Below are 25,257 nucleotides of genomic sequence, written 5' to 3'. Positions count from 1 at the left end.
TGGGTCGGCATCAGCTCGGCGCTTTCACCCCCAGCCGCTTCCACATCGGTTTGGTAATGCGCTGGGTATTCTTGTACCCCGCCCACGGATCGGCCTTGAGCTTGCGCAGGCGTTTTTGCAGGTTGGCGATGTTCCATTGGGCCGAGGATTTGAGGCTGGTGAGTTCATCCCGGGCAATGGGCACTGAGACCGGCAATCCAGGTCGGGCGCGAACCGAGTAGGCCGCGACGGTGCTGGCGCCTCGGGTGTTGCGAAGGTAATCGATGAAGATTTTGCCGATGCGATTCTTCGGGCCGGACGTCGCGGTGAACCGTTCCGGCAACTGCTGCGAGATGAACTGCGCCAGCGCTTTGGCGAAGGCTTTCACAGTGTCCCAATCGGCCTTGCGCGCCAGCGGCACGAGGATGTGCATGCCCTTGCCGCCGCTGGTCTTGATGTACGCATCCAGCCCGAGTTCGTCGAGCACCGACAGGGTCAACTGCGTCGCCTCGACCATGCTGCGCCATGGCAGATCCGTGTCCGGGTCGAGGTCGAGGACGAAGTGATCGGGCAGTTCAATCTGGTCGTACGTCGAACCCCAGGTGTGCAGTTCGATGGTGCCCATTTGCGCCGCCCCGACCAGTGCCTGCACGGTGTCGATTTCCATCAGCCGCGCATGACCGGGGTCGAGCTCAGGGTCGAGCTGTTTTATGTTGGGAATCGCCAGCCGCTCAGAGTGCTTCTGAAAGAACTGTTCGCCCTCGACGCCTTCCGGACAGCGCAGCAGCGCCACGGGACGATGGTCGAGATGCGGCAGAATCCAGTCGGAAATCGATTCGTAGAAATGCGCGAGGTCAATCTTGTGCAAGCCGCTTTCCTTGTCGATCACGCGTTCCGGGTGACTGATCATCACGCCCGCCACTTCGATCTTGTCCTTGGCCGTGCGTGTGCGGGTAGGCTTGGAGGCCGACTCTTCAGCCTTGGAAGCCCCTGATTTAGAGGCCTTGGGCTTGAACGGCGCTTTGATGTCTTTCGGGGTGCGCGGGTATTCGTGGACCACTTCACTCGCGGGCTTGTCGCTGCGCAGGGCGATAAAGGACGAGTGCCGAATGATGCCCTCGCGGGTCCACTCACCAAACTCCACCTCACCCACCAGCGTCGGCTCGATCCAGTGCACCCCTCGGGCCTGGGCGCTGGTGAGTTTTTTCGCCAAAGGCGAGGCGTCCTGTTCAAGCGCCTTCATCTGCCCGAACATGTCGTCGAGCATCTTTTGATTGAAACCTGTTCCGACCCGCCCGGCGTACACCAAACCGGCGCCCTCCTCGTTCACCGCCAACAGCAACGCGCCAAACCCGCTGCGCGTGCCTTGGGGCTTGGTGAAACCGACGATGACGAACTCCTGCCGCAACTTGCACTTGAGCTTGATCCAGTCCGGGCTGCGGCGGGACTGGTATACGCTCCCCGCCCGTTTGCCGATCACGCCTTCAAGGGACAACGAACACGCGCTCTCGATGATGTCGCGATGGTTGGCCGAGAAGGCATCGGAAAAACGCAGCAGCCCCTTGGCTTGCCGACCAAGCAGTTTTTTCAGCGCAGCCCGGCGCTCTTCCACGGGCTTTTCGCGGATGTCTTCGCCGTTGAGAAACGGCACGTCGAACAGGTAGTACACGATGTCCTTGCTGCGGCCGATCTCGAACGCGTTCTGCAATGCCTGAAAATCCGGCAGCCCGGCGTCGTTGAGCACCACCACTTCGCCGTCGAGCCAGCCATCGCCCAGGTTCAGATCGGCGATGGCCTTGGCCTGCAACGGCAGACGGTCGGTCCAGTCATGGCCGTTGCGGGTGATCATGCGCACCTCGCCATCGCGAATCCGGGCCATGATTCGGTAGCCGTCGAATTTGATCTCGTACAGCCAATCACCCGCCGGCGGGGTGTCCATCAGCGTGGCGAGTTGAGGGGAAAGCTTGTCCGGGATGCTGGATTTCTTCGTTGCCGCTTTCTTACTTGCAGGTTTTGAGGCCGCTGGCTTCTTCTCGGCTACCGGCGCCGAGGCCGCCTTGCGTTTCGGGGCTTTGGCCGTGCTTCGTCCCTCGCCCACCATCGCACCACTGACCACGCTTTCCGGCTTGTCGGCGACGATGTCGTATTCGTCCGCCGAGCGCACCGCCTCGTCTTTTTCCTTGATCAACAGCCACTGTTCCTTGTCGCCACTGCCGTGCAAATGGGTGCGGACCAAGGCCCAGTCGCCGGTCAGTTTTTCGCCGATCAGGGTGAATTTCAGTTTCCCGGCTTTGTAGGTGGCGCGAGGGTCGCCGTGGGGCTGCCAGATCCCCCGGTCCCAGACGATCACGTCTCCGGCGCCATACTGCCCCTCGGGGATGCTGCCCTCGAAACTGCCGTAGCCCAGCGGGTGATCTTCGACGTGCACCGCCAGGCGTTTGTTTTTCGGGTCCAGACTCGGGCCTTTTGGCACGGCCCAACTCTTGAGCGTGCCGTCCAGTTCCAGTCGAAAGTCGTAATGCAGATTGCGCGCATCGTGCTTGTGAATGACGAACGTCAGCGCCTTGCCTTTGCTGCTGCGAGCCCGGCCCGAGGTTTCGGGGGGCTCGGAAGTGATGTCGAAATTGCGCTTGCGGGTGTACTCACTCACAGGTTTTGCCATGATCGATCAGTCCTCTGCACCCCGCGTTCGATACGCCGGGCAGTTCTCAACACAAGGCGCTGCGTCTCAAAAGAGGGGCTCAGGACGCCTTGGTCGTCTTTTTCCTTGCAGGGGCTCGCCGTTTGGCCGGGGCTACATCATCAGCGGCTGCGGTTTTGCTCTTGCTGGCAGGTTTGGTTTTCACTGGGGCCTTGGCGGAACCGCCGCGGCTGCCCAGACTGCGTTTGAGCAATTCAGTCAAATCGATGACATCAGCGGATTTGCGCTCGGTCTCCCCGGCGTCGGTTTCCACGTCTTCAATCTTGCCTTCCCGGGCCTTGGTCTCGACCAGCGTCATGATCTGGTCCTGGAACGTGTCACGGTATTCTTCGGCGTCCGGGGTCCAGTCGGTGCTCATGTCCTTGACCAGCCGCTTGGCCATGTCCAGCTCGCTCTTGCTGAGCTTCACGTCGGTGGCTTCCTTGGGCAGGTCCAGACTGTCCAGCCCGCGCACTTCAGCGGGCCAGCGCAGCAACACCAGAATGATCGCCGACTCCAGCGGCATCACTGCCGCCAGATGTTGACTGGTACGGATCACCACATGAGCCAGCGCGACCTTGCCGGTGTCCACCAGCGTCTGCCGTAAGAGAGCGTAGACCTTCTCGCCGCGCTTGTCGGGTGCAAGGAAGTACGGCGTGTCGATGTTTTGCAGCGGAATCTGCGCGCTGTCGACAAAACCGAAGATGTCGATGGTCTGCGTCGACTTGGGGTGCGCGGCGCGAATCTCGTCTTCGCTGATGACCACGTAGCGGCCCTTCTCGTACTGCACGCCCTTGACGATATTTTCCTTGGTCATCTCCTTGCCGGTGACCTTGTTGATCCGCTTGTAACCGACCGGGTCCATGCTGCGCTTGTCCAGCCAGTCGAAATCCACGCCCTGCTGCGACGTCGCCGACACCAGCGCCACAGGGATGTGCACCAGCCCAAAACTGATCGCGCCCTTCCAGATTGCCCGAGCCATCGCGTTAATTCCCAAGGGGTGTGTAAGGGAATGACCGGGGCGCGAGGGGAAAAGTTTCGGGCGGACGACGGAACCACGCTTGAGGGGCGTCGTACCATTCCTTTCAGGCATAGGTCATATCAATCCAACAGACCTTCTTAACGCAATGGAAAAGCGTTAGCCTGCTCACCATTCTTCATCCATGCCCGTGCCAGAGCGTTTCCGGCATCGGTGCTACGTCTTTTGAGAACCCGCCATGACTTCCACGTCCCAGACCGCTGCCCTCGGTGCAACCATGACCAAAGGGCTGGCGATGCTGTTTGCGTTTTGCTGCGGCGCCATCGTTGCGAACATTTATTACGCTCAACCGATCATTGGCCTGATTGCCCCGGACATCGGGCTGTCGAGCACGCTGGCCAGCCTGATTGTGTCGCTGACGCAGATTGGCTATGCCGTGGGCCTGTTTTTCCTGGTGCCGCTGGGCGATTTGCTGGAAAACCGCAAGCTGATGATGGCGACGACGGCGGTGGCGATTCTGAGCCTGTTGAGCGCTGCGTTCGCCGAGACGCCCAATCTGTTCCTGCTCGCCTCGCTGCTGGTGGGATTCAGCTCGGTGGCGGTGCAGATTCTGATTCCGTTGGCCGCGCATCTCGCCCCCGAAGAAACCCGTGGACGGGTCGTCGGCAGCATCATGGGTGGCCTGCTGTTGGGCATTCTACTGGCCCGTCCGGCGTCCAGCCTGATTGCCGACCACTTCGGCTGGCGCGCGGTGTTTGGTACCGCTGCCGTAATGATGCTGCTGATCAGCGTCGTGCTGGCCACGACCATTCCCAAACATCAGCCGACTCATAACGCCAGTTACGGACAGTTGCTGAAGTCCCTGTGGACGCTGTTGGTCAAGCAGCCGGTGCTGCGCCAGCGGGCGTTTTATCAGGCCTGTATGTTTGCGACGTTCAGCCTGTTCTGGACCGCCGTACCGCTGGAGCTGGCCAACAACCACGGCCTCTCGCAAAGCCAGATTGCGCTGTTTGCGCTGGTCGGGGCGATTGGCGCCATTGCCGCGCCCTTTGCCGGTCGGCTGGCGGACGCCGGGCATAGCCGTCAGGCGAGTCTGTTCGCGATGCTGTTCGCCGCCCTGAGCTTTCTGCCCAGCCTGGTGCAACCCGCGTACGCCGTCATCGGTATGGCCGTGACCGGCGTGGTGCTGGATTTCTGCGTGCAGATGAACATGGTGGTCGGCCAGCGCGCCGTTTATGCCCTCGATGCGAAGAGCCGCAGCCGCCTGAATGCGCTGTACATGACGAGTATTTTCCTCGGCGGCGCCACAGGGTCGGTGATCGCCAGCGCGCTCTACGACCACGGCGGCTGGGGCTGGATCGTGATCGCGGGCAGTGCGTTTCCGCTGGTGGCGCTGCTGATGTTTTTGAAAAACTCGGCGGGATCACGCGCTGCCTGAACCGTTGAGAGCACGACGAACGCAAGACCTGTGGGGGCGAATTCATTCGCGAAAAATGTACAGCCGACGCCGCTCTGTCGACTGGAAGATCATTCGCGAATGAATTCGCTCCCACAGAGATCCCCACCCCATTCATGACTTATTTTCCGACTCCCAAGGAGTGATTCCATGACCTCCCGCACCTTCCTCATCACCGGCGCCAGCAAAGGCATTGGCCGCGCCCTGTCCGAATCCCTGGCGGCCGCAGGGCATCAGGTGGTCGGCATCGCCCGCAACGCCGATGACCCGACTTTCCCCGGCGTGCTGATCGAACTGGACCTCAGCGACAAGGCGCAGACCCGCTGCGGCCTGACCGAACTCGCGCAGCATTACCGCTTCGACGGGCTGGTCAACAACGTAGGGCTGGTGCGCCCACAGCCTTTGGGTGAAATCGAACTGGAAGACTTCGACGCCGTGATGAGCGTCAACCTTCACTCCGCCCTCCTCGCCACCCAGGCCCTGCTGCCGAACATGCGCGAACAGGGTTGGGGCCGCATCGTCAACATTTCTAGCCTGACGGTGCTCGGCATCACCCAACGCACGGCCTACGCTGCCGCCAAGGCCGCGCTGATCAGCTTCACCCGCTCTTGGGCACTGGAACTGGCCCAAACGGGCATCACCGTCAACGCCATCGCCCCCGGCCCGACCGAAACCGAACTGTTCCGCCAGAACAACCCACCGGGCAGCGAAGGCGAAAAGCGCTACCTCTCCGGCGTGCCCATGGGCCGCTTCGGCCAACCGGAAGAAATCGCTTCGGCGATCGCCTTCCTGCTGTCAGAGCAGAGCGGGTTCATCACCGGGCAAACGTTGTTCGTGGATGGCGGGGCTTCGGTGGGTAAGGCGGGGGTTTAAGCGAACAACGATAGCTGCAAAAAAACCGCCGAAATCGGCGGTTTTTATTTGAGTATTCAACCTCTGGGCCCAGCCAGTGGGCCTGGTGGCTCAAGGTCTTTACCAAGGGCAAGACCTACTCGTAAAAAACGCTTTTGATTCTCCGAAAAAACATCGGCAAGCATCCGTGCCTCGCCTTTCAGCTCAATCATTAGCTGCATTTTTGCTTTGCGTTTTTTGGCGTTCATAGACACCTCCTGCGTCTGCTCAATGACGGCCATGTTAGGAGCCACCTACCGAAATGACAAGGCGGCGGGCCTCATCAAACTGAAATCCCAGCGCCTGGTAATACGCTACGGCATCCGCCGCTGGCTGCTGTATCTCGATCTCGCGACAACCCAGCATTTGCGCGTAAAGGTCGACTCCCATTAAGGCGAGAGGTGCAATAAGCCCTTTGAGCGGATGCTCGCTCCCGGGTTTCCTTCGAGAAGAATGATTTTGATCGTAAGCCGGCTTTGACGTGGGGTTGCATAACACAAGCCGCACAATGTCTGGTCGTACCAAATGGCGAGGTCAAAACCCTTTGCATCCGATTTCTTCCAACCTGAAACAAGCTCCCAAGGGTAGGTGCTGCCTTCCCAGTGTTCGCAGGCTGTGATGGCGGCTCGATCAATAGGCTCGAATCCCACCCGTCGGCCGTCGATGCCGAGCGCACTCGTCTCGAAGGCACTGCCCATTTTTTCGTTGATGAGTGCACGGGCTCGGGACCGGAAAATCTGATTCCTTAGCGCCGTGGCCATTCCATGTCGTCTCATCGCCAGTGTTCATTGAAAACTCAAGGACGAATGATGACGGCATAAAGAAAAGCATGTGCGGTACATATTTATTGAGCACCCGCGCCCCTGATGTGACACGGTCCCCGTGGTAGCGAATTTATTCGCGAAGGGCCAGCTCTACCGACGCATCTCTATCGGCTGGTCCATTGTTCGCGAATGAATTCGCTCCCACAGGATGAGCTGCGCTGTATTGTGAAAATCACCGAATCGCCGCAAACCCTCTTTCCAGGTCTTCGATCAACGCGCTGACGTCCTCCAGCCCGATGTGCAATCTCAGCAGCGGGTTGAGGGTCTTGTCGGTAGCGTTCTGTCGGTCGTGGACGTTGGCGGGGATGATCAGGCTTTCGAAACCGCCCCACGACGCGCCAAGGCCAAACAGGTTGAGGGCTTCGATGAACGGCGCCTGCAAGGTGGGATCGTTGTCAGCCAGTTCGAAGGTGAGCAGGCCGTTGCTGCCGGTGAAGTCGCGTTTCCACAGGGCGTGGTTCGGATGATCGGGCAGCGCCGGGTGGAAGACGCGTTTGACCTGAGGATGCTGCTGAAGCCAGCGCGCGACCTCCAGGGCCTGGCGCTGATGGGCGTCCAGCCGGGTGGCGAGGGTGCGGGCGCCGCGCAGCACGAGGTAAGCGTCATCGGGGCTGACGACGCTGCCGAAGGTGTCCGTCATGACGGCCAACGGTTGCCAGACGGCTTGGGTGGTACAGACGCTGCCCATCACCACGTCGCTGTGCCCTGACAGGTATTTGGTCAGGGCCATGATGGAAATGTCCGCGCCCAGTGTCAGCGGTCGGTACTGGTAGCCCGAGCCGTAGGTGTTATCCACCGCCAGCAAAATTCCCCGCGCCTTGCACAGCGTGGCAATGGCCGGCAGGTCGGCCAGTTCGTACAACAGTGAACCGGGCACCTCGGCATAGACCATTTTGGTGTTGGTTTGCAGTTTGCCTTCCAGCCCGCTGCCGTCGGCATTGAAGTAGCTGTATTGAATGCCGAACGGTTTGAGGAACTCCTCGGCCACTTGCCGCACCGGCGAGTACACCGCGTCAGTTATCAGCACGTGATCGCCGGGGCGCAGGTACGCCAGAAAGGTCTGCGCGACGGCTGCCAGTCCGGTACTGAACAGGCGCGTGCGATAGCCGCCTTCCAGTTCCGTGACCAGATCTTCCAGCTCGAACGCCGTCGGATTGCCCCGCGCGCCGTAGGTCAGCACGCGTTCGGTGTCGCGGCGTTTGCGCGCGTCGCGCATGTCGCCGAGGCTGTCGAACAACACGGTGCTCATGCGGGACACGGACGGGTTGACCCAGCGCACGCCGCTGCCCTTTTCCCCTCGGGCGGCGTGGATCAGGCGCGTGCGCACCCGGTTCTCGTTTGCGCTGGATGCCAAGGGCTTGAGGGTGGCAATTTCCTGCGTTGTCATCTGCCCCAGCAAGCCGATTTCCCACGCCAGGTATTGGCGTGCGGCGTCTTTGTTGCCCGAGTGGCGATCATGGGTGAAGAACAGGAAATCGATGCACTGCTCGTCGGCTGGATTGCAGGCATCTTCGGCCAGCGCAAAACCCGCTGCCTGCCAGGTTTTGAAATCCAGCCAGCGGACGTGCTGACGTTGCGATTCTGGCAGCTCAAAGGTGGCGATGGCGGCGAGGTTTGCATCGTCTGCGACGAGGACGATCGGCTGGGTCTGAGCAGCAAGATCATCCGCCAGGCGCGTGCGAATCGACCACACCGACCCGGCAATGTGTGCTTTGCGATAGGCCATGCTGCTGCGCAGATCGATCAGCGCAACGGTGTCGTCCCGCAGCGCATCCTGCAAAGCCGCCGCGCTGATTTCAGGCAACGCCGGCGCATACGACTCAGCCCTGACCGGCAACGCCAGGCCACTCTGCAAACCGCCTTCCAGGACATAGGCCTCATGCCCCAACTGACGTAGCCAACTGGCAACGATGGGGGCACGGACGCCGTCGTTGTCGAGCAGCACCAGACGCGCCCCGCGCACCCCGACATAAAGATCAGTGGACTGAATCAGCTGCCCGCCAGGCGTGTGTTGTGCACCCGGCAAACTGCCGAGGGCAAACTCTTCCGGCGTACGCACATCGCCCAGAAACAGGCTGCGTGACGGGTCCTGCGACCACGCGATGACCTGCTCGGCCTTGACCGTTTGCACACCGGCACGTTTAGCCAGCTGTAGCGCGGCGTCGCGCTGCGGGGCCAACGACGCGGTGGGCGATACGTCCGGATAGCGCCGCGCGCTGCCGTGTTCAAGCGGCAGATCGGCGAGGTACCAGCCCTGCGTGCCGTTTTCCAGCGCGTAGACCGGGTTCTTCACGCCGAGGTCGATGAGGGTCTGTGCGCCGATGATGCTGCGGGTGCGACCGGCGCAATTGACGACGATGGGGGTGGTGTCATCCGCCACCAGGTCTTTCAGGCGATAGCCCAGTTCGCCGTTCGGGCAGCAGATGGAACCGGGAATGGTCATCTTGCGGTATTCGTCGAACGGGCGGCCATCGAGGACCACCAGCGGCTCACCTTTGGCCTGCCACTCCGCCAGCTCGTTGGCACTGATGTGCGGTGTGTGACTGGCCTCTTCCACCAACTCACCAAACGCCTTGGACGGCACATGCACCCCGGCGAACAATTGCAAACCCGCCGCCTGCCAACCGTCGGCGCCGCCCTCAAGCACGTGCACGCGACGGTAGCCTAACGTCTCCAGACGCTGCGCGGCCTTGCGCGAAATGTCATTGCCGGTCTGGTCGTAGACCACCAGACGCACGTTGGGGTTGGGCGCCAGACGGCGGGCTTCGAGTTCAAGGCGGCTGTAGGGCACGTTCACCCCGTGAAACAGATGCGCTTCGCCGTACTGGCCGTGCTCTCGCACATCGAACAGGGCGATTTCCTGGCCGTCGAACAGCCAGGTTTGCAGGTGGTGCGGGGTGACTTTTTGGCTCATGGGGGTTCTCGTGATTCTGTCGTGTGGCTTGGTCTTGTGACTAACGCGACCTTGTAGGAGCGCGGCTTGTCCCGCGACCGGCTGCGAAGCAGTCGCAAATCCATACACCCGGCCGTGTCAGATGAGCCGAATTCAACAGATTTACGACGACTTCGTCGCCGGTCGCGGGACAAGCCACGCTCCTACAGGGACAGGGGTGGGGTTACTGCAACACCAACGACTTCTCGCCCGCCGCCACTTCCCGGCCCTTCTCGTACGCACGTTGTACGGCTGGTCGGGCCTTGATGCGTTCGCGCCAGGCGTGGATGTTCGGGTAATCCGCCAGGTCCTGGCCCTGACGCAGCGGCTGAATCCACGGGAAGATCGCGATGTCGGCAATCGAATAATCACCCGCCACATACGGCACTTCACCCAGGCGTTTTTCCAGCACGCCATACAACCGCGCGGCTTCAGCGCCAAGCAGGTCGAGGGCGAATGGAATCGGCTCCGGCGCCTTTTCCCTGAACACCTGCCATTGGCTCAGGTACGGCGTGACATGCCCCACCTGCCAGAACAGCCACTCCTGCACGCGCTGGCGCTCCGCGGTACCTTCTGGCGGGAGAAAACGCCCGGCCTTGTTCGCCAGATAATTGAGAATAGCCCCGGATTCGAAGAGGCTCAGCGGCTCGCCCGCGGACACAGGAGAATGATCGACAATCGCCGGAATCCGCCCGTTGGCGCTGATCTTCTGGAAGAAATCCTGCTTCTGCTGGCCGGTGCGAATGTTGATGGGCAACAGTCGATATTCTTGCCCGAGCTCTTCGAGGAGAATGCCGACTTTCAGGCCGTTGCCGGTGGGCCAGTAGTAGAGGTCGATCATGCGAAGGCCTTGATGGACGGCGCCATTTGCGAAGCGTTGTAGTTGAGAACCTTGCCTTCGGTGTTGACGCCGTAACGCCCGTTCAGCGACTCCAGCGGACGGCCGTACAGGTGGAAATGCAGGGTCGGGGTTTCGCCGTCGACTTTGATGCCGTGCAGGTCCTCGCCGAGGAAGCTGATCGACGTGCCCGGTTGCACCACGACTTCCTTTTCCAGCTCCAGCCTGGCGAACGTCGGGTCACTGCCATCGTCGGTGCGGGCCCAGACGTAGTTAATCTCCTGACCCTGCACCGCCACGATCACCGCCCAGGTTTCGTGGTTGTGCGGCAACGTGCTTTTGCCCGGCAGCAGCGAGTTCATGTAGAGCGTAGGCGTCTCGCCGTCGTCGTTCAGGCGATAACGAAACGCAGTGTCGCCCTCCCCCGGAACCGGCGCCGGGAAGGTGTCGAAGTTGAACAGGTCGTGACGTTCGGCCAGGCCTTCCAGCAGGCTGACGATTTCTTTCAGCGCTGCGCGGTCCACGCCGCGTTGGTGAATGACGCGGATTTTCTGAAGGAAATCTTCGATCACGGGGCTGCGGGTTTCGATGCTCATCAGGTGCTCCTTTTATTAGTCATTGATCGCCAGTCGCGGCCCGTCAAACCGACAGGCTGTACCGGCTGATATTGCTCAATAGAAACGGGTCGCCGCTGGCCACCGGACGACGTCCGGCATCGCCCAGGGCGTGGCGCAAAAAGGTCTGGGTGCGCTCGCTGGTGGGGCGCTGGAAAATCTGTTCGGCGCTGCCGTGCTCGACGATCAGGCCGTTTTCGGTGAAATACACCACGTCGCTGATGTCCTCGGCGAAGCGCATCTCGTGGGTCACCAGCACGCAGGTCATGCCCTCTTCGGTCAGCTCGCGAATCACCGTCAATACTTCGCCCACGGTTTCCGGGTCCAGCGCCGAGGTCACTTCATCAAAGAGGATCAGCTCGGGCCGCATCGCCAGTGCGCGGGCGATCGCCACCCGCTGTTGCTGGCCGCCGGACAACTGCCCCGGATACGCATCGGCCTTGTGTTCCATGCGCACCTTGGCGAGCAAGGCGCGGGCTTCTTTCTCGGCGTCCACCGAATTGCGCCCCAGCACCTTTCGCGGCGCGATGACGAGGTTTTCCAGCACCGACAAGTGCGGGAACAGGTTGTACTGCTGAAACACGAACCCCACGCGCTTGCGCAATTGGATGCGCTGCGCCTCGTTGGCCAGCGTGTGCACCTCGGTGTCGCCCACGCGAATCGTGCCGCGCTGGGGCTGCAACAGGCCGGTGATGCAGCGCAGGATCGTCGACTTGCCCGAGCCCGACGGGCCGATGATCGACACCGCCTGGCCGCGCTGCACGTCGAGGTCGATGCCCTTGAGCACGCGGTTGCTGCCGAACGAAAGATGAATGTCGCGCAGGCTGATCAGGGGTTGCTCGGCGCGCGTTTCAGGAGAAGGCATAACGTCGCTCCAGGAATTGAGTGAGTCGGGAAATCGGGTAGCAATAGGTGAAAAACAGCGCCAGCACACTGAAGTAAATCAGTACCGTAAAGCCCGTGCGGTTGACCGTATTGCTGGCGATCTGCGCGGTGTCGATCAGGTCATGCACCCCCACCAACGAGGCCAGCGCGGTGCCCATGGTGATCACCGCGTAGAGGTTCATCCACGGCGGCAGCATGCGCTTGAAGCACTGCGGCAGGATGATCGAACGGAAGATTTGCCCACGGGTGAACGCCAGCGAACGCGAGGCTTCCCACTGGGTGCTGGGGATCGAGCCGATGGCCCCGCGAAAGATTTCCGCAACGTTGGCGCTGGCGGGCAGCGCCAGGCCGATGGTGACTTTCACCCAGTCGGGAAAGGCGATCCACGATTTGCCAATGTGCAGCTCGAACGGAAAGACGTAGGTGGTGAAATAGATCAGCACCAGCCATGGCGCGTTGCGAAACACCTGCACCCAGATTCGCGCAGGGAGCCGCGTGATCCACAGCGGCGACACGCCCAGCGCGCCGATTAACAGGCCCAATACCGAGCCGATGGCAATGGCCAACAGGCTGATCAGAATGTTCTGCCCGAAGCCCACGGCCAGTGCGGGCGACCACTCGTAAAGCGCGGCGAACACCGGGCTTTTGGGTGCGCCGAAGATCAGGAACGCCAACAACGCAGCGACCAGCACCAGTTTGCCCGGATGACGCCGGGGCCAGGACAGCGGCAGGGTCGCGGACGATTCAATGGCCATAACCGGGCATCCTCAATTTGGCTTCGAGGGCGCGGCCCACACAGTTGACGATGAAGCTGAGCAGGCCGAAAAACGTCAGCAACAGGATCATCAGTTCCAGCACGTTGTCGCTCTGAGTCCAGATCATGATCGAGGCGTACGTGATGTCGCCCACGGCGATGGCCGAGGCCACGGCGGTCATCTTCACCAGGTCGATCAGGTTGTTGATCAGCGACGGCAAGGCGAAGCGCAGGGCCAGCGGCAGTTGTACATTCCACAGCAGTTGACGGCTGCTGAAAGCCAGGGAACTCGCCGCTTCCAGCGTCACGGCAGGCACCGCTTCGATCCCGGCGCGCAGGGCCTCGGCATGAAACGCGCCCTTGTGCAGCGAGATCACGATCACCACCCAGGCGAACGGCGTCAGCGGGTTCGCCGCACCCACGGCCTGGGTCAAGAGCATGTTCAACACCAGGAACGCGCAGTACAGCTGCACCAGTGTCGGCGTGTTGCGGGTGACTTCGATGAACACCCGCGCAGGCTTGGCGAGATAGGGCTTGCCGCTGGTCAGCATGGCCGCCAGCCCGACGCCGGCCAGCAGGCTGCCGACGATGGTGAACAGGCACAGCAACACGGTCGTCAGCGCGCCGTTGACCATCGAACCGCGCTGATAAGCGTCCAGCAGAAAGCTGTAGTTCAGGCCGAACCTGGCCGTCCACTGCACGAAGCCTGTTAGCCATTCATCGGGGGCCAACCAATGACTCATGCCAGCGCCTCGACACGCAGCTGTGCGCAGGCATCGGCGATCCGGCGCCCGGCTTCGATCACGCTGCTGGTGGCGGTGGCGATGGACAGGCGGAACCACGGCGACAGCCCATACGCGCTACCCGCCACGCCTGCGACGCCCTGCTCCAGCAGGTAATCAACCACGTCGCCGTCGTCCTTCAGGCGCTGGCCATCGGGACGAATGCGCCCCAGCAAACCGGCGCAGCGCACGAAGACGAAAAAGCCGCCTTCCGGCGTGAGCACGTCCAGCCCGTCCACCTCGCTCAGCGTCGCGATCAAGAGATCACGACGCTGCTGATAGGCCTGAACCTGCTCCGGCAGAAACGCCAGCCCGCCTTCGAATGCCGCCAGCGCAGCCGCCTGGCCGACCGACGAGGCGCCGGAAGTCGATTGCGACTGAATCACCGTCATGGCGCTGGTCAGTTCCTTGGGGCCGGCACCAAAGCCGATGCGCCAGCCGGTCATGGCGTAGGTCTTCGAAGCCCCGCCCACCAGCAAGGCACGGGATTGCAGATCGGGCGCGACGTTGAGCAGACTCAGCGGCGGATTGCCGTCGAAGCGAATGTGTTCGTACAGCTCATCCAGCAGCACCAGCACCTGAGGATGACGGCGCAGCACCTCGGCCAGCGCCAGCAGTTCCGCCTCGCTGTACACCGCGCCACTGGGGTTGCCGGGGCCGTTGAGGATCAGCCAACGGGTACGCTCATTGATGCTGTTTTCCAGCTGTTGCGGGGTCAGTTTGCAGCCCTGTTCAAGGCCGCATTCGATGAACACCGGCTCGCCACCGTTGACCCGCACGATGTCCGGAAACGACGGCCAGTACGGCACAGGTACCAGCACTTCATCGCCGTCATCCAGGGTCGAAGCGAAAGCGTTGAAGATGATCTGTTTGGCGCCGTTGCCGACCACAATCGAGGGCAGTGCGTAGTCGAGACGGTTCTCCCGCTGAAGTTTGCGCTGGATGGCCTCGCGCAGTTTCTTCACGCCGGGGGTCGGCGTGTACTTGGTGGCGCCGCCGTCGATGGCTTTGTAGGCGGCCTGTTTGATGTGCTCAGGCGTATCAAAATCCGGCTCGCCGGTGGTCAGGTCGAGGATGTCGCGACCGGCATCACGCAGCTCGGTGGCGCGGGATTTGGCGGCGGCGTTGGCAGACAGGGAAACGCGCTGCACGCGTTGGGACAGACGAACGCTCATGAAGGATTACTCTCGCTGTCGATGGGGATCAGAACCTTGCCCGGGTTGAGCAAATTGAGGGGGTCGAGGGCCTGCTTGATGCGGCGCATCAGGTCCAGTTCGACGCGGCTTTTGTAACGCGGCAGCATCGCTCGCTTGCGTTGGCCAATGCCGTGCTCGGCGCTAATCGAGCCGCCGAAGGCGTGGGCGCTGTCGTGCACCAGTTCGCTCAGTTCGGCGTAACGCGCCATGTGCGCCTCGACCGTGGAGTTCAAGGGGTGGGCGACGTTGTAATGCAGGTTGCCGTCGCCCAGATGGCCGAAGGTGAAGTTGCGCACGCCAGGAAAATGCTGTTGCAGCAAGGCGTCGGTGTGCTCGACGAACTCAACGATGCGCGAGATCGGGATCGAGATGTCGTGCTTCATGTTGCGACCGGCCCGACGTTGCGCATCGCTCATGTTCTCGCGCAGCAGCCACAACGCCTCGCTTTGGGCCAGGCTTTCAGCGATCAGCGCATCGGCCAGCAGCCCTTCTTCGAAGGCGCTGCCCAACACCTCTTCAAACGCCTGACGCGCATGGGCTTCACTGTGGTTATCCGACAGCTCCAGCAAGGCGAACCAGGGCTGCGGCGCATCGACGAAGGCTTGCGGGCCGTCGGGGAACTGCTCGCGCAACAGCGTCAGGCAATCGGCGGTCAGCAATTCGAACGCCGTCAGGCTTGCGCCAAAACCGGCACGGGCGTGAGAGAGAAAACTCACCGCCTGAGCCAGTGAATCGAACGCCAGAAACGCTGTGGTCTGGGCCTTGGGCAGCGGGAACAGTTTCAGGGTCGCAGCAGTAATGATGCCGAGTGTGCCTTCGCTGCCGATGTACAGATCGCGCAGGTCATAGCCGGTGTTGTCCTTGCGCAGACCGCGCAGGCCGTTCCAGATTTCGCCCTCGGCGGTCACCACTTCCAGGCCCAGGGTCAGCTCGCGGGTGTTGCCGTAGCGCAGCACCGCCGTGCCGCCCGCGTTGGTGCCCAGGTTGCCGCCGAGGGTGCAACTGCCCTCCGCGCCGAGGCTCAACGGGAACAACCGCCCGGCCTTGCGCGCCACGTCCTGAACGTTTTGCAGAATGCAGCCTGCCTCGACCGTCAAGGTGTCGTTATCCGTGTCGACCTCACGTACGCGATTGAGCCGGTCAAGAAGCAGCAGCACCGAACGGCCACTGGCGTCGGGCGTTGCAGCGCCCATCAGCCCGGTGTTGCCGCCCTGCACCACAATCGGCGCTGTACGGGCGACACAGGCCCGCACCACCGCCGCCACTTCTTCGGTATTGGCCGGGCGCACCACGGCCAGTGCCTTGCCGACGTACGTGCCCTGTTTGTCGGTCAGTTGCGTGGTCGAGTCGGTGCCCGGCTGCACGTAGTCGGCGCCGATCAGTCTTTGCAAGGTCTGGAACAGGTCGCTGCTCATGGCAAGCCTCGGTTATTGCGCAGCCAGTGGCGCGGCATTGCGGAATTGCTCATGCATGTCGCGCAGGGCTTGAGACGGGGCCATGCCGGTGCGTTGACCGACGTCGATCAGCCAGCCGCTGCGGTGCCAGTCGCGGATGATCGCGTCGATTTTCGCCTGGGTGTCGTGCTCACCTTTGCGCACCCAGATCACCGATTTCGACGGGATCAGGTCGTTGGCAAGCGGGATGTTGTAGTCGGCCCATTCCGGGTCATCCAGCAGCGCGTGCATGGTCGGGCTGACGTGAACGGCAGCGACGCAACCGTTGCCGCGCAGGGACAGCAGCGATTCGGACTGGCTGCGGAACGCCTTGATCTCGGCGCCGTAGGTCTCCTGCAACGGCTTGATGAAGTTGCTGCCTTGGGACACGCAGACCGGCTTGCCCTTGAGGTCTTCCCACGTGGCGATGCCCGCGCCTTTGCGGATCAGCGCGGCGCCGCCGACTTCTTCGTACGGCGTCGGGGCGTAGTCGAGAATCCCGGCGCGCTCGTCGGTGTACTGCATGTTGGCGATCAGGATGTCGACCTTGCCCTGCTGCAAGAACTGCACGCGGTTGGGCGCCAGGACGGAAACAGTTTCCAGGTCCACGCCCAGCTTCTGAGCGATGCCCTTGGCCAGCTCGACGTTATAGCCCAGGTGTTCACCGGTTTTCGGGTCGATGGTGCCGAACGGCGGGCCGCTGAGGATCACGCCGATGCTGATTTTGTGGCGCTGCTGGATCTTGTCCAGCGTCGCATCGGCGTGGGCCAGGGTGGCCGCCATCGCCATGCCGATCGAGAGGCCGAGGGCGGTCAGGGTTTTGCCGAAAGTACGCGTGCTCATAACCAATGCCTTGAAAGGGAAACGACTCAGGCGCCTGTGGCCTGGAACTTGTCATGCAGCTCGACCAGTGCTGGCGAGGCCGGGGTGATGTGGTGGCGCTTCTCGCCTTCGATCAGCCAGCCCGTGCGGTGCCAGCCTTTGACGAGGGTGTCGAGTTTGGCTTGGGTGTCGGTCTCGCCAGGGCGGGTCCAGATCACTGACGGGGCCGGGTTCAACTCCGGGGCGATGGCGCGGTAGTCCTTCCATTCAGGGCTGTCGGCGATCAGCGGGTTGATCAGCGTGGCGTCGTGCACGGCGGCGACGCAATTGTTGCCGCGCAGGGCCAGCAGGGATTCGGACGAGCTTTTGAACGCTTTGAGCTCAGCGCCGTATTCGGTCAGCGGCTTGACGTAGCTGCTGCCTTGAGAAGTGCAGACCGGCTGGCCCTTGAGGTCTTCCCAGCGGGTGATCTTGCTGTCTTTGAGCACCGCAGCGGTGCCGCCAACGCGGTAGAACGGCGTTGGCACGAAGCCGAGTTGCTGGCCGCGCTCGACGGTCCATTCCATGTTGGCGATCAGCAAATCGACCTTGCCCTGCTGCAGAAACTGCACGCGGTTGGCAGGCAGCACCGGCACCAGCTCGACCTCAACGCCCAGTTGACGGCCAATGTCTTCGGCCATGTCGACGTTCAGGCCCTTGGGTTTCTGGTTACTCGGATCAATGGAGCCGAACGGGCCGCCCGACAGCAATACCCCGACCACCACCCGGTGGCGCTGCTCGATCTTGTCCAGCGTGGCGTCGGCCTGAGCGACAAAACTGGCGCCGAGGGCGGCGACCGCACCGACGAACAAGGGAAGCAAACGGGTAATGGGCGAGCGCGTGTACGGCATGGATGTCCCCTCAAGATGGTCAGCGGCTGGGCACTTGTGTCAGCGCCTCGTCATGGGCTGCATCCTAGGGAGGGGAATGCCACAACGGAAATGCAAATATCAAATATGGTTATAACTTTCTGGTTTAGCCGGTTAAATCAAAACGGCATAAGTGCGGTTTTATTGAGCTTATCGGAAATTTTTTACAGGAAGGCTTTTTAAAACCATAAAAATCCGTAATGTATTACGCACTTCGATTGATGTAACACGACGCCCACACGGGTGACCGCACTTCGACCCGATCACGAGATGCCCGATGTCCGACACCCTCGATCTCGAACTGCTGCGCACTTTCGTCGCGGTGGTCGATCACCACAGCTTCGCCGGGGCCGGTGCGCAGTTGTCGCGCACGCAGTCGTCGGTGACCCAACACATGCAACGGCTTGAGCAGCAGATCGGCGTCAGTCTGTTTCAGAAGCAGGGTCGGCAAAAGCAACTGACCGAACCCGGTCGCCAGTTGCTTCGTCATGCCCGGCAGATGCTCTCGCTCAACGACGACGCGCTCAATTCACTGCGTGAAAGCAGCCTTAGCGGCGTGCTGCGCATCGGCTCGCCCCACGACATTGCCGACACAATCTTGCCGCCGATCCTCAGCCACATCGCCCGTTCCGCGCCGAAACTGCGGCTGGAAATCGACGTGGGCCGCAGCCCGTTTCTGATGGACGACTTGCATCGCGGCAAAGTGGACATGGTGATCTCGACCCGCGAAGACCCCGCTCTGGAAGGCTTTGCGCTCAGGACTTCGCCGGTGTGGTGGATCTGTTCGGCGCAGTACCAGCATGTGCCGAGCGAGCCGATTCCGCTGATTCTGGTGGATGAGCCGAGCATCTATCGGCGTTACGCCATCGAGGCGCTGGAACGGGCGAACATCGCGTGGCGACAGGCGTACCTGGCGTCGAATCTGATCGGCATCAAGGCCGCAACCAGAGCAGGACTGGGGGTGACGGCGCGCAGCATGGAAATGCTCGGCCCGGACATGCGCGTGCTGGGGGAAGCCGACGGGCTGCCGAGAATGCCCGACGTGACGTATCACCTGTGGATTCGGCCCAACACCGTGAACCCGCTGGCGCGGCGGGCCTATGAGTTGATTCGGGGGAGTCAGGGGTTGTAGCTAAATTATCCACAGCGTGCCTGTGGGAGTGAGCTTGCTCGCGATGGCTGAGTGTCTGACACATCAACTGTGACTGACTGTACGCCATCTCGAGCAAGCTCACTCCTACAGGTAGCATGCAATTCAAGATCGCCACCGCCGGCAAGCCGTGCTGCTACAGATGTCATCAATGGGCGGTCAACACCCCCTCAATCCACCGTTTCAAATCCGCCACCTCAGCCGAGGTGATGGTGTGCCCTGCCCCGGCGTAGGCATGAAACTCCGGATTGATCAGCAGATTCTCCAGCACCGTCTGCGCTTCAGTGGCGCCCGAGTACGGCACGCGGGTGTCGGCAGCGCCATGGCCGATGAACACTTTCAGCGGCTTGAGGCGGTCGTCGGGTTTGAGTCGTGCATTGAGTGCAGAAAGTATCTTGCCGCTCAACGGCGCGATGCCCCGCACCAGTTCAGGGTGTTGCAAGCCGATTTGATAACTCATCATCGCGCCCTGGCTGAAGCCCACCAAAATCACTTTGTTGGGCTGGGTACCGTATTTTTCGGTCGCCTGCTCGATGAATGTCCTGAGGGAATCGGTGCTCTTGTCCACTTCGCTGGTCACGCCTTCGTACTCGGCCTGATCAGTGTCCTGGGTGAACCACTTGTAGCCACCGCCATCGACCTCCCCCGGCGCACGCACTGACAGGTAGGTGTAGTCCGCCGACAGGTCGTCCTTGATCCCGAACAGGTCGCGTTCGTCGCTACCGTAGCCGTGCAGGAAGATGATCAGGGGTTTGTCTTTGGAATCGGCGGGGGCCGCTGCGAGATACGGCAGGGCCAGGTCGGTGAGCAACGCGGGTTCGGCATGGGCGAAGCCTGTGAACACACAGAGCAACGCGGCGAAAAACTTCATCATTGAAAACGGGCCCTTTCAGAAAAACGTCGGGCCCATCATACGCAGCATGATCGAGATGTCAGCCCGTCATCGACGGGGAGAAGCTGTCGGGTTGCTGTCTGAACGGCAAAACCCTGTGGAATTCAGGCTGACAAACAGGGCGTCAGTTCACGCCATACGCGGCGCGCAGGTATTCCCGGTAGCCCACAGGCTCGCGCCCGATCAGACGCTCCAGATCGCCGCTCACCTCCGCGAACTCACCGTGAGCCACGGCCATTTCCCACTGCGCCTGAAACTCGGCGACCGCAGGCGGAAGACCCGCGTCGATCAGATCGGCCACGAACTGATCGGCTGACACCGGCGAATAAACCACCGGCTCATCGTGAAGCGCCGACAACTCCGTGGCTATCTCGCGAAAAGACACGGCTTCGGAGGCGCCCAGGGTGTAGATCGCGTTCTCATGTCCCGCCTGAGTCAGCACAACCGCGTTGGCCTCGGCCAGGTCCCCGCGAGTCACCAGTGCGCCTTTGCCTTCGCCCTCGACAACGTGCACGCCCTTGTTCAGCACGTCTTCACCCAACAAAAAGCCCAGCGCTTCGAAATACAGCCCGTTACGCAAAATCGTGTAGCTCAAGCCGCTGTCCTTCAGCGCTTGCTCAGTCGCGATGTCAGATTCGGTGACGCCGTCGATGTTGAACGACGATCCGGGCTTGCGCTGGATGGAGGTGTAGACCACGTGCCTGACGCCCGCTGCTTTCGCGGCCTCGATCACATTCACATGCTGGGCAAGGCGGTCGGTGAACGCCACCGCAGAGACCAACAGCAGCGCATCGATGCCCTGGAATGCCGACAGCAGCGAGGCGCGGTCCTGATAATCGCCCTGGCGCACTTCGACGCCCTGATCCCGCAGATGGGCCGCCCTGGAACCGTCCCGCACCAGCGCAACCACCTGCTCAGCGCTGACCCTGTGCAACAAGGCCTGCACCGTCAAACCGCCCAAAGCCCCGGTAGCGCCGGTGACCAATATCTTGCTCATGAGAGAACGCCTGTGAGTGAACGAAGGAATGACGTCATATCTGGCCCCAACCACCGTCGACCGGGATGTCCGCACCGTTGATGTAGCTGGCACCGTCCGAGGCCAGGAACAGCGCGACCTTGGCGATTTCGTCCGGCTGCCCGACGCGACCGGCAGGAATCAGCGAGCCGAAGTGTTCGAACATCGCCTTCGCTCCGGCAGCATCTGGCGCCGCACCGGCAAGGCCCGGGGTTTCGATGGCGCCGGGGCTGATGGCGTTGACGCGAATATGACGATCCTTGAGGTCCATCATCCAGCTACGCGCCAGGTTTCGAATGGCGGCCTTGGTCGCCGCGTACAGGCTGTTACCGGCCATGCCTTTGCTCGCCACGACCGAGGAGGTCAGCAGGATCACGCCGCCATCGACCAACAGCGGCAAGGCTTTTTGCACGGTGAAGACCAGGCCTTTGACATTGATGTCGAAGAGCCGGTCTGCCGAACCTTCGGTGATTTCGCCCAATGCGCCGCGTTCGAGAATCCCCGCGTTGGCGAACACCACGTCGAGCTTGCCCTTGCGCGATTTGATCTCGGCAAACACGCGATCCAGATCGCCGAGCTTCGAAGAGTCGGCCTGCACGGCCACCACGTCGCCGCCGATTTCGGCCACTGCCTTGTCCAGTTCTTCCTGACGCCGTCCGGTAATGAACACGCTGGCGCCCTCCCCCACGAAACGCTTGGCAGTCGCCAGCCCCAGACCGGAACTGCCGCCAGTAATGATCGCCACCTTGCCTGCCATTGATTGACCCATGCTGCACCTCGTCGTCGTAATGTAGTGATCGATAAATTACGAGGGCTTTGCATTCAGGGTCAAGCTTTAAATAGAATGATCGCTAAATTACAGGAGGCCCTCTAATGGCCAGACCGCGAAAATTCGACGAACACGAGGTGCTGGATCGGGCCATGGAGGTGTTCTGGCAACTGGGCTACGACGGCGCCTCGATGGCTGAGTTGACCAAGGCGATGAACCTGAATGCGCCGAGCATTTATTTTGCGTTCGGCAGCAAACGCGGGCTGTTCGATGCGGTGCTCGAACACTACGACCTGCATCGCGAGCATTACCGGGACAGCATCCTCGACGCAGCGACGGCGCGGGAAGCGGCTGAACGGTTTCTGTTCGGCGGGATCGAGTGGCTGACCGCCAGCGACGAGCCGCCAGGGTGTTTGCTGGTACAGGCCGGACTGGCCACCAGCGCGAGCAGCGACATTCCGGCCACGCTGGCCTGTCGCCGGGGTCGCATCGTGGCGTTCATGAGTGAGCGCTTCGAACAGGGCCAGCTCAAGGGCAACCTGTCGAAAGAGGCGGATGTACAGGCGCTGGCGCGTTACATGCTGATGATCTTCAACGGGCTGTGCGTGCAGGCCGCTGCCGGCAGTCCTCGGGAAGAACTGGAAGCCGACGCCCGACGCGCGATGATGGGCTGGCCAGATCAGCCTGTCGTGCACTGATCCGGTTTCGCTTTGAGTGACCTTTTTGTGTCAAGTCGCCAGTCGGCTCAACAGCATTCAAAAACTGTAGGAGCGAATTCATTCGCGAATCGGTGGAACAGCCGATACATCTCCGGCGCCTGACCCATCTTTCGCGAATAAATTCGCTCCTACAGTTTGAACGCGTCACGCCTCCGAATCAGCGGCGCAAAGGGAACTCTGTAGGAGCGAATTTATTCGCGAAGCGGCGGATCAGCCGATACATCTCTGTCGCCTCACCCATCTTTCGCGAATGAATTCGCTCCCACAGTTGAGGGTTGCACCACCAGGGAGACTTCAGACCTCAATCCTCCAGCGCGGAGAGCCCCAGATGTTCACGCAACGTCGAACCTTCATAGGCCGTGCGGAACAGGCCCTTGCGCTGCAAATGCGGGATCACGCTTTCGACGAATTCACTGAATGACCCTGGCAGGTAGGCCGGAGAAATCACGAAGCCGTCGCAGCCGCCCTGGGTAAACATCTCGGCCAGTTGATCGGCGATCTGCGCACCGGTGCCTACCAGTTGCGGCACCCGCACGCTGCTGGCGAAGATGCGCCCCAGTTCTTCGAGGGTGGTGTCGGCGCCCTGCATCAGCAGTTTTTCCGCCGCTGCCGGGTGAATCGAGGGCGCTTTGGCGATTTCCGCCAGGGTGGCCGACAGCGGAAACGGCGACAGGTCGACGTTCAACTGCGAGGCGAGGGTCACCAGCCCTAGTTCAGGCCGTGCCAACGCATTGTGTTTGTCGCGCTTGGCCCGTGCTTCGGCCTCGGTGCCGCCAATGAACGGCATCACCGCCGTCAGCACCTTGCAGCTATCGGCGCTGCGCCCCTGCTGCACGACTTGCCCGCGCACGTCTTCGCGGAACGCCTGCATGGCCTTGAGGTGCGGATGGATGGTGAAAATCGCCTCGGCCCAACGGGCACCGAACCGACGTCCTCGCCCCGACGACCCCGCCTGAATCAGCACGGGCCGCCCTTGAGGCGTACGCGGAATATTGAGCGGACCTTCGACCTTGAACCACTCGCCGTGATGCTGCACTGACGTAATTTTGTCCGGGTCGGCTAACACGCCGTTTTCCCTGTCCAGCTTCAACGCACCCGGTGCCCAACTGCGCCAGAGCTTCAGCGCGACCTCCACGAACTCGTCGGCACGGTCGTAGCGCAGGTCGTGTTCCAAGTGCTTGTCCTTGCCGAACAAGCGCCCTTCGCTGTCGTTCATCGAGGTCACGATGTTCCACGCCGCCCGGCCTTTGGACAGGTGATCGAGGGTCGCGAACTCACGGGCGATGTGCGCCGGTTCGAAGTAAGTGGTCGAACGCGTGGCGCCCAAGCCCAACTTGCTCGTCTGCCCGACCAGATAAGACAGGATTGGCAGCGGGTCGAGACGCGTGGCGTCCTGCGCACCATAGCGCAATGCCAGGTCGCGCGACCCGCCCATCTGATCGCCCACGGCCAGCCGGTCGGCAAAGAACAGGAAGTCGAACAGCCCCTCTTCCACGACGCGGGCGGTGCGTGCGTAGTACTCGGGATCGAGGTAATTACCAATGGTTTCCGGATGACGCCAGGCCGCATGGCTGTGAATGACCGGCCCGGTCAGCAGGAACGCAGAGAGGTGAATTTGGCGACTCATGAACGCGCTCCTGTCTTATTCGGACTTGGCTTTCGGAACCCACACCGCGATGTCGGAAATCTTCAGCGGTTTCGGAATCAATTTGGCTTCGTAGTAGTAATCGGCGATGCGCTGCTGCTCGGCCAATTGGTCGATCTTGACGGGCACGATGTCGTAACTGCGGCGGCTGTTGGCCAGTTCCACGGTTTCCGTCGGGATGTTGCCCCACAGCGGCGCGAGGTTTTTCGCGGCTTCCTGCGGATGGCCTTTGACCCACTGCCCGGCGTCGTGAAGCGTGTCGAACACCACTTGCAACACCTCCGGATGAGCCTTGGCAAAACTCGTATTGGCGACATAGAAACGGTTGTAGTTGGCGACATCGTGGGTCCCGTCGGCGAGCACCCGAACATGGTGTTCACGTTGTTGCGTCGCCAGGAACGGGTCCCAGATGGCCCACGCATCGACGTTGCCGCTGGAGAATGCCGCCACGCCATCCGGCGCTTCCAGGTAGACCGGCTTGATATCCGCCAGGGTCAAACCGGCTTTCTTCAACGCCGAGATCAGCAGAAAATTACTGCCCGACCCTTTCGAAACCGCCACGCTTTTGCCCTTCAGGTCAGCGACGCTATGAATCGGCGAACTGTCCTGAACGATGATTGCCTGCGCAGTCGGCGAAGGATTCTCACGCGCGTAATAGGTCAACGGTGTGTTCGCCGCTTGCGTGAACAAGGCGAAGGCATCGGCGACGTCGGCGTGCAGATCGACACTCCCCGCGTTCATCGCGCTCAACAACCCGCTGCTGAACTCATGCCAGTTGACGGTAAAGCCCAGCGGCTTGAGGCGCTGTTCGAGCTGGCCGTCGTTCTTCAGTAACAGCCAGAGTGTCGAGGAACGCTGGTAGCCGATGCTGATGACTTGATCGGCATGGGCTGTGACAGTCGCCAGCAGCAAAGCGGCGGCAACGAAATGTTTGCGAACGGACATGGCGATCCTAGGGAGGGCGGTGATCGGGACGCTCATATCTGAAAAGCATGAGCGCAGCGGAATAAAGTCGGTTTGATTATAAAAACTGCTGAGAATTATGAAAGAAACGTATGGATCTAAGCTTATGCCCCGCGCACCGGATAACCTCG

Annotated in this window: 23 protein-coding genes; 4 read left to right on the top strand and 19 right to left on the bottom strand. The window is 61.5% G+C overall.

Annotated features, from left to right (window positions below; genetic code table 11):
* Positions 1 to 10: 10 nt before the first annotated feature.
* Both ligD and GVN17_RS09005 read right to left on the bottom strand, forming a co-directional pair.
* Positions 11 to 2,641 (bottom strand): DNA ligase D, encoded by a 2,631-nt coding sequence (gene ligD / locus GVN17_RS09010; protein ID WP_166594901.1) that lies wholly within the window; start codon positions 2,639 to 2,641, stop codon positions 11 to 13.
* A gap of 79 nt (positions 2,642 to 2,720) precedes the next feature.
* Positions 2,721 to 3,641: a Ku protein gene (locus GVN17_RS09005; protein ID WP_166594900.1), complete on the bottom strand. Its 921-nt coding sequence runs from the start codon at positions 3,639 to 3,641 to the stop codon at positions 2,721 to 2,723.
* A 235-nt stretch (positions 3,642 to 3,876) separates the two neighbouring features.
* On the opposite strand from GVN17_RS09005, the gene GVN17_RS09000 reads away from it, so the two are divergent.
* A complete protein-coding gene (locus GVN17_RS09000) occupies positions 3,877 to 5,076 on the top strand; it encodes an MFS transporter (protein WP_166594899.1) in 1,200 nt (399 codons plus the stop codon).
* Between the two features lie 168 nt (positions 5,077 to 5,244).
* The gene (locus tag GVN17_RS08995) at positions 5,245 to 5,967 is read left to right on the top strand and encodes an SDR family oxidoreductase (RefSeq protein WP_166594898.1); all 723 of its coding nucleotides are present in this window, start codon (positions 5,245 to 5,247) and stop codon (positions 5,965 to 5,967) included.
* Positions 5,968 to 6,023: 56 nt separating this feature from the next.
* Here the strand turns inward: GVN17_RS08995 and GVN17_RS08990 are convergent, their stop codons facing one another.
* The 12 genes from GVN17_RS08990 to GVN17_RS08935 all read right to left on the bottom strand — a co-directional run bounded on the left by GVN17_RS08990 (position 6,024) and on the right by GVN17_RS08935 (position 17,955).
* Entirely contained in the window at positions 6,024 to 6,194 is a 171-nt protein-coding gene (locus GVN17_RS08990) for a hypothetical protein (RefSeq protein ID WP_166594897.1), read from the bottom strand.
* A 180-nt stretch (positions 6,195 to 6,374) separates the two neighbouring features.
* Positions 6,375 to 6,746 carry a hypothetical protein gene (locus GVN17_RS08985; RefSeq protein WP_256665158.1) on the bottom strand — a complete coding sequence of 124 codons (372 nt, stop codon included), beginning with the start codon at positions 6,744 to 6,746 and terminating at the stop codon, positions 6,375 to 6,377.
* A 235-nt stretch (positions 6,747 to 6,981) separates the two neighbouring features.
* Positions 6,982 to 9,723, bottom strand: coding sequence for a cystathionine beta-lyase (metC, locus tag GVN17_RS08980; RefSeq protein ID WP_166594896.1), 2,742 nt, complete (start codon positions 9,721 to 9,723; stop codon positions 6,982 to 6,984).
* Positions 9,724 to 9,925: 202 nt separating this feature from the next.
* A complete protein-coding gene (locus tag GVN17_RS08975; protein WP_166594895.1) occupies positions 9,926 to 10,582 on the bottom strand; it encodes a glutathione S-transferase C-terminal domain-containing protein in 657 nt (218 codons plus the stop codon).
* Positions 10,579 to 11,175 carry a cysteine dioxygenase gene (locus GVN17_RS08970; protein ID WP_166594894.1) on the bottom strand — a complete coding sequence of 199 codons (597 nt, stop codon included), beginning with the start codon at positions 11,173 to 11,175 and terminating at the stop codon, positions 10,579 to 10,581. Before GVN17_RS08970 ends, GVN17_RS08975 begins: the two co-directional genes overlap by 4 nt.
* A 43-nt stretch (positions 11,176 to 11,218) precedes the next feature.
* Positions 11,219 to 12,058, bottom strand: a complete 840-nt coding sequence (locus GVN17_RS08965) for an amino acid ABC transporter ATP-binding protein (RefSeq protein ID WP_166594893.1) — start codon at positions 12,056 to 12,058, stop codon at positions 11,219 to 11,221.
* The gene (locus GVN17_RS08960; protein ID WP_166594892.1) at positions 12,045 to 12,833 is read right to left on the bottom strand and encodes an amino acid ABC transporter permease; all 789 of its coding nucleotides are present in this window, start codon (positions 12,831 to 12,833) and stop codon (positions 12,045 to 12,047) included. Before GVN17_RS08960 ends, GVN17_RS08965 begins: the two co-directional genes overlap by 14 nt.
* Positions 12,823 to 13,575, bottom strand: a complete 753-nt coding sequence (locus GVN17_RS08955) for an amino acid ABC transporter permease (protein ID WP_166594891.1) — start codon at positions 13,573 to 13,575, stop codon at positions 12,823 to 12,825. Before GVN17_RS08955 ends, GVN17_RS08960 begins: the two co-directional genes overlap by 11 nt.
* Positions 13,572 to 14,789 carry an aminotransferase class I/II-fold pyridoxal phosphate-dependent enzyme gene (locus tag GVN17_RS08950; protein WP_166594890.1) on the bottom strand — a complete coding sequence of 406 codons (1,218 nt, stop codon included), beginning with the start codon at positions 14,787 to 14,789 and terminating at the stop codon, positions 13,572 to 13,574. The genes GVN17_RS08955 and GVN17_RS08950 overlap by 4 nt, the downstream gene beginning before the upstream one ends.
* Positions 14,786 to 16,225: an FAD-binding oxidoreductase gene (locus GVN17_RS08945; RefSeq protein WP_166594889.1), complete on the bottom strand. Its 1,440-nt coding sequence runs from the start codon at positions 16,223 to 16,225 to the stop codon at positions 14,786 to 14,788. Before GVN17_RS08945 ends, GVN17_RS08950 begins: the two co-directional genes overlap by 4 nt.
* A gap of 12 nt (positions 16,226 to 16,237) precedes the next feature.
* The gene (locus GVN17_RS08940; protein ID WP_256665170.1) at positions 16,238 to 17,032 is read right to left on the bottom strand and encodes a transporter substrate-binding domain-containing protein; all 795 of its coding nucleotides are present in this window, start codon (positions 17,030 to 17,032) and stop codon (positions 16,238 to 16,240) included.
* Between the two features lie 80 nt (positions 17,033 to 17,112).
* Positions 17,113 to 17,955 (bottom strand): transporter substrate-binding domain-containing protein, encoded by an 843-nt coding sequence (locus GVN17_RS08935; RefSeq protein WP_166594887.1) that lies wholly within the window; start codon positions 17,953 to 17,955, stop codon positions 17,113 to 17,115.
* 295 nt (positions 17,956 to 18,250) lie between these two features.
* Here GVN17_RS08935 and GVN17_RS08930 point away from each other — a divergent pair, with 295 nt between their 5' ends.
* Positions 18,251 to 19,105: a LysR substrate-binding domain-containing protein gene (locus GVN17_RS08930; RefSeq protein WP_166594886.1), complete on the top strand. Its 855-nt coding sequence runs from the start codon at positions 18,251 to 18,253 to the stop codon at positions 19,103 to 19,105.
* A 166-nt stretch (positions 19,106 to 19,271) separates the two neighbouring features.
* Here GVN17_RS08930 and GVN17_RS08925 read toward each other — a convergent pair whose 3' ends face one another.
* From GVN17_RS08925 to GVN17_RS08915, 3 genes are all read right to left on the bottom strand, one after another.
* Complete coding sequence (locus GVN17_RS08925) at positions 19,272 to 19,997, bottom strand: alpha/beta hydrolase (RefSeq protein ID WP_166594885.1); 726 nt, start codon at positions 19,995 to 19,997, stop codon at positions 19,272 to 19,274.
* Between the two features lie 142 nt (positions 19,998 to 20,139).
* Complete coding sequence (locus GVN17_RS08920; RefSeq protein ID WP_166594884.1) at positions 20,140 to 21,012, bottom strand: SDR family oxidoreductase; 873 nt, start codon at positions 21,010 to 21,012, stop codon at positions 20,140 to 20,142.
* A 34-nt stretch (positions 21,013 to 21,046) separates the two neighbouring features.
* Complete coding sequence (locus tag GVN17_RS08915) at positions 21,047 to 21,799, bottom strand: SDR family NAD(P)-dependent oxidoreductase (protein WP_166594883.1); 753 nt, start codon at positions 21,797 to 21,799, stop codon at positions 21,047 to 21,049.
* A 104-nt stretch (positions 21,800 to 21,903) separates the two neighbouring features.
* On the opposite strand from GVN17_RS08915, the gene GVN17_RS08910 reads away from it, so the two are divergent.
* Entirely contained in the window at positions 21,904 to 22,497 is a 594-nt protein-coding gene (locus tag GVN17_RS08910; protein ID WP_166594882.1) for a TetR/AcrR family transcriptional regulator, read from the top strand.
* A gap of 322 nt (positions 22,498 to 22,819) precedes the next feature.
* Here GVN17_RS08910 and GVN17_RS08905 read toward each other — a convergent pair whose 3' ends face one another.
* On the bottom strand, positions 22,820 to 24,145 hold the full coding sequence (locus GVN17_RS08905) for an LLM class flavin-dependent oxidoreductase (protein WP_166594881.1): 1,326 nt from the start codon (positions 24,143 to 24,145) through the stop codon (positions 22,820 to 22,822).
* A gap of 15 nt (positions 24,146 to 24,160) precedes the next feature.
* Complete coding sequence (locus GVN17_RS08900; RefSeq protein WP_166594880.1) at positions 24,161 to 25,108, bottom strand: aliphatic sulfonate ABC transporter substrate-binding protein; 948 nt, start codon at positions 25,106 to 25,108, stop codon at positions 24,161 to 24,163.
* Positions 25,109 to 25,257 lie beyond the last annotated feature (149 nt).

The organism is Pseudomonas sp. SLFW, from assembly GCF_009905615.1.
GTDB classification, from domain to species: domain Bacteria; phylum Pseudomonadota; class Gammaproteobacteria; order Pseudomonadales; family Pseudomonadaceae; genus Aquipseudomonas; species Aquipseudomonas bambusae.
Note: the sequence above shows the minus strand (reverse complement) of the source record. Positions and strands in the feature narration are given on the sequence as shown.

Coding starts and splice junctions, on each gene's coding strand:
- GVN17_RS09005 (WP_166594900.1), bottom strand. CDS start 3,641: ATGGCTCGGGCAATCTGGAAGGGCGCGATCAGTTTTGGGCTGGTGCAC.
- GVN17_RS08965 (WP_166594893.1), bottom strand. CDS start 12,058: ATGCCTTCTCCTGAAACGCGCGCCGAGCAACCCCTGATCAGCCTGCGC.
- GVN17_RS08985 (WP_256665158.1), bottom strand. CDS start 6,746: ATGGCCACGGCGCTAAGGAATCAGATTTTCCGGTCCCGAGCCCGTGCA.
- GVN17_RS08935 (WP_166594887.1), bottom strand. CDS start 17,955: ATGCCGTACACGCGCTCGCCCATTACCCGTTTGCTTCCCTTGTTCGTC.
- GVN17_RS08900 (WP_166594880.1), bottom strand. CDS start 25,108: ATGTCCGTTCGCAAACATTTCGTTGCCGCCGCTTTGCTGCTGGCGACT.
- GVN17_RS08975 (WP_166594895.1), bottom strand. CDS start 10,582: ATGATCGACCTCTACTACTGGCCCACCGGCAACGGCCTGAAAGTCGGC.
- GVN17_RS08915 (WP_166594883.1), bottom strand. CDS start 21,799: ATGGGTCAATCAATGGCAGGCAAGGTGGCGATCATTACTGGCGGCAGT.
- GVN17_RS08960 (WP_166594892.1), bottom strand. CDS start 12,833: ATGGCCATTGAATCGTCCGCGACCCTGCCGCTGTCCTGGCCCCGGCGT.
- GVN17_RS08925 (WP_166594885.1), bottom strand. CDS start 19,997: ATGATGAAGTTTTTCGCCGCGTTGCTCTGTGTGTTCACAGGCTTCGCC.
- GVN17_RS08990 (WP_166594897.1), bottom strand. CDS start 6,194: ATGAACGCCAAAAAACGCAAAGCAAAAATGCAGCTAATGATTGAGCTG.
- GVN17_RS08950 (WP_166594890.1), bottom strand. CDS start 14,789: ATGAGCGTTCGTCTGTCCCAACGCGTGCAGCGCGTTTCCCTGTCTGCC.
- GVN17_RS09000 (WP_166594899.1), top strand. CDS start 3,877: ATGACTTCCACGTCCCAGACCGCTGCCCTCGGTGCAACCATGACCAAA.
- GVN17_RS08905 (WP_166594881.1), bottom strand. CDS start 24,145: ATGAGTCGCCAAATTCACCTCTCTGCGTTCCTGCTGACCGGGCCGGTC.
- GVN17_RS08970 (WP_166594894.1), bottom strand. CDS start 11,175: ATGAGCATCGAAACCCGCAGCCCCGTGATCGAAGATTTCCTTCAGAAA.
- ligD (WP_166594901.1), bottom strand. CDS start 2,641: ATGGCAAAACCTGTGAGTGAGTACACCCGCAAGCGCAATTTCGACATC.
- metC (WP_166594896.1), bottom strand. CDS start 9,723: ATGAGCCAAAAAGTCACCCCGCACCACCTGCAAACCTGGCTGTTCGAC.
- GVN17_RS08995 (WP_166594898.1), top strand. CDS start 5,245: ATGACCTCCCGCACCTTCCTCATCACCGGCGCCAGCAAAGGCATTGGC.
- GVN17_RS08955 (WP_166594891.1), bottom strand. CDS start 13,575: ATGAGTCATTGGTTGGCCCCCGATGAATGGCTAACAGGCTTCGTGCAG.
- GVN17_RS08945 (WP_166594889.1), bottom strand. CDS start 16,225: ATGAGCAGCGACCTGTTCCAGACCTTGCAAAGACTGATCGGCGCCGAC.
- GVN17_RS08920 (WP_166594884.1), bottom strand. CDS start 21,012: ATGAGCAAGATATTGGTCACCGGCGCTACCGGGGCTTTGGGCGGTTTG.
- GVN17_RS08930 (WP_166594886.1), top strand. CDS start 18,251: ATGTCCGACACCCTCGATCTCGAACTGCTGCGCACTTTCGTCGCGGTG.
- GVN17_RS08940 (WP_256665170.1), bottom strand. CDS start 17,032: ATGGCGATGGCGGCCACCCTGGCCCACGCCGATGCGACGCTGGACAAG.
- GVN17_RS08910 (WP_166594882.1), top strand. CDS start 21,904: ATGGCCAGACCGCGAAAATTCGACGAACACGAGGTGCTGGATCGGGCC.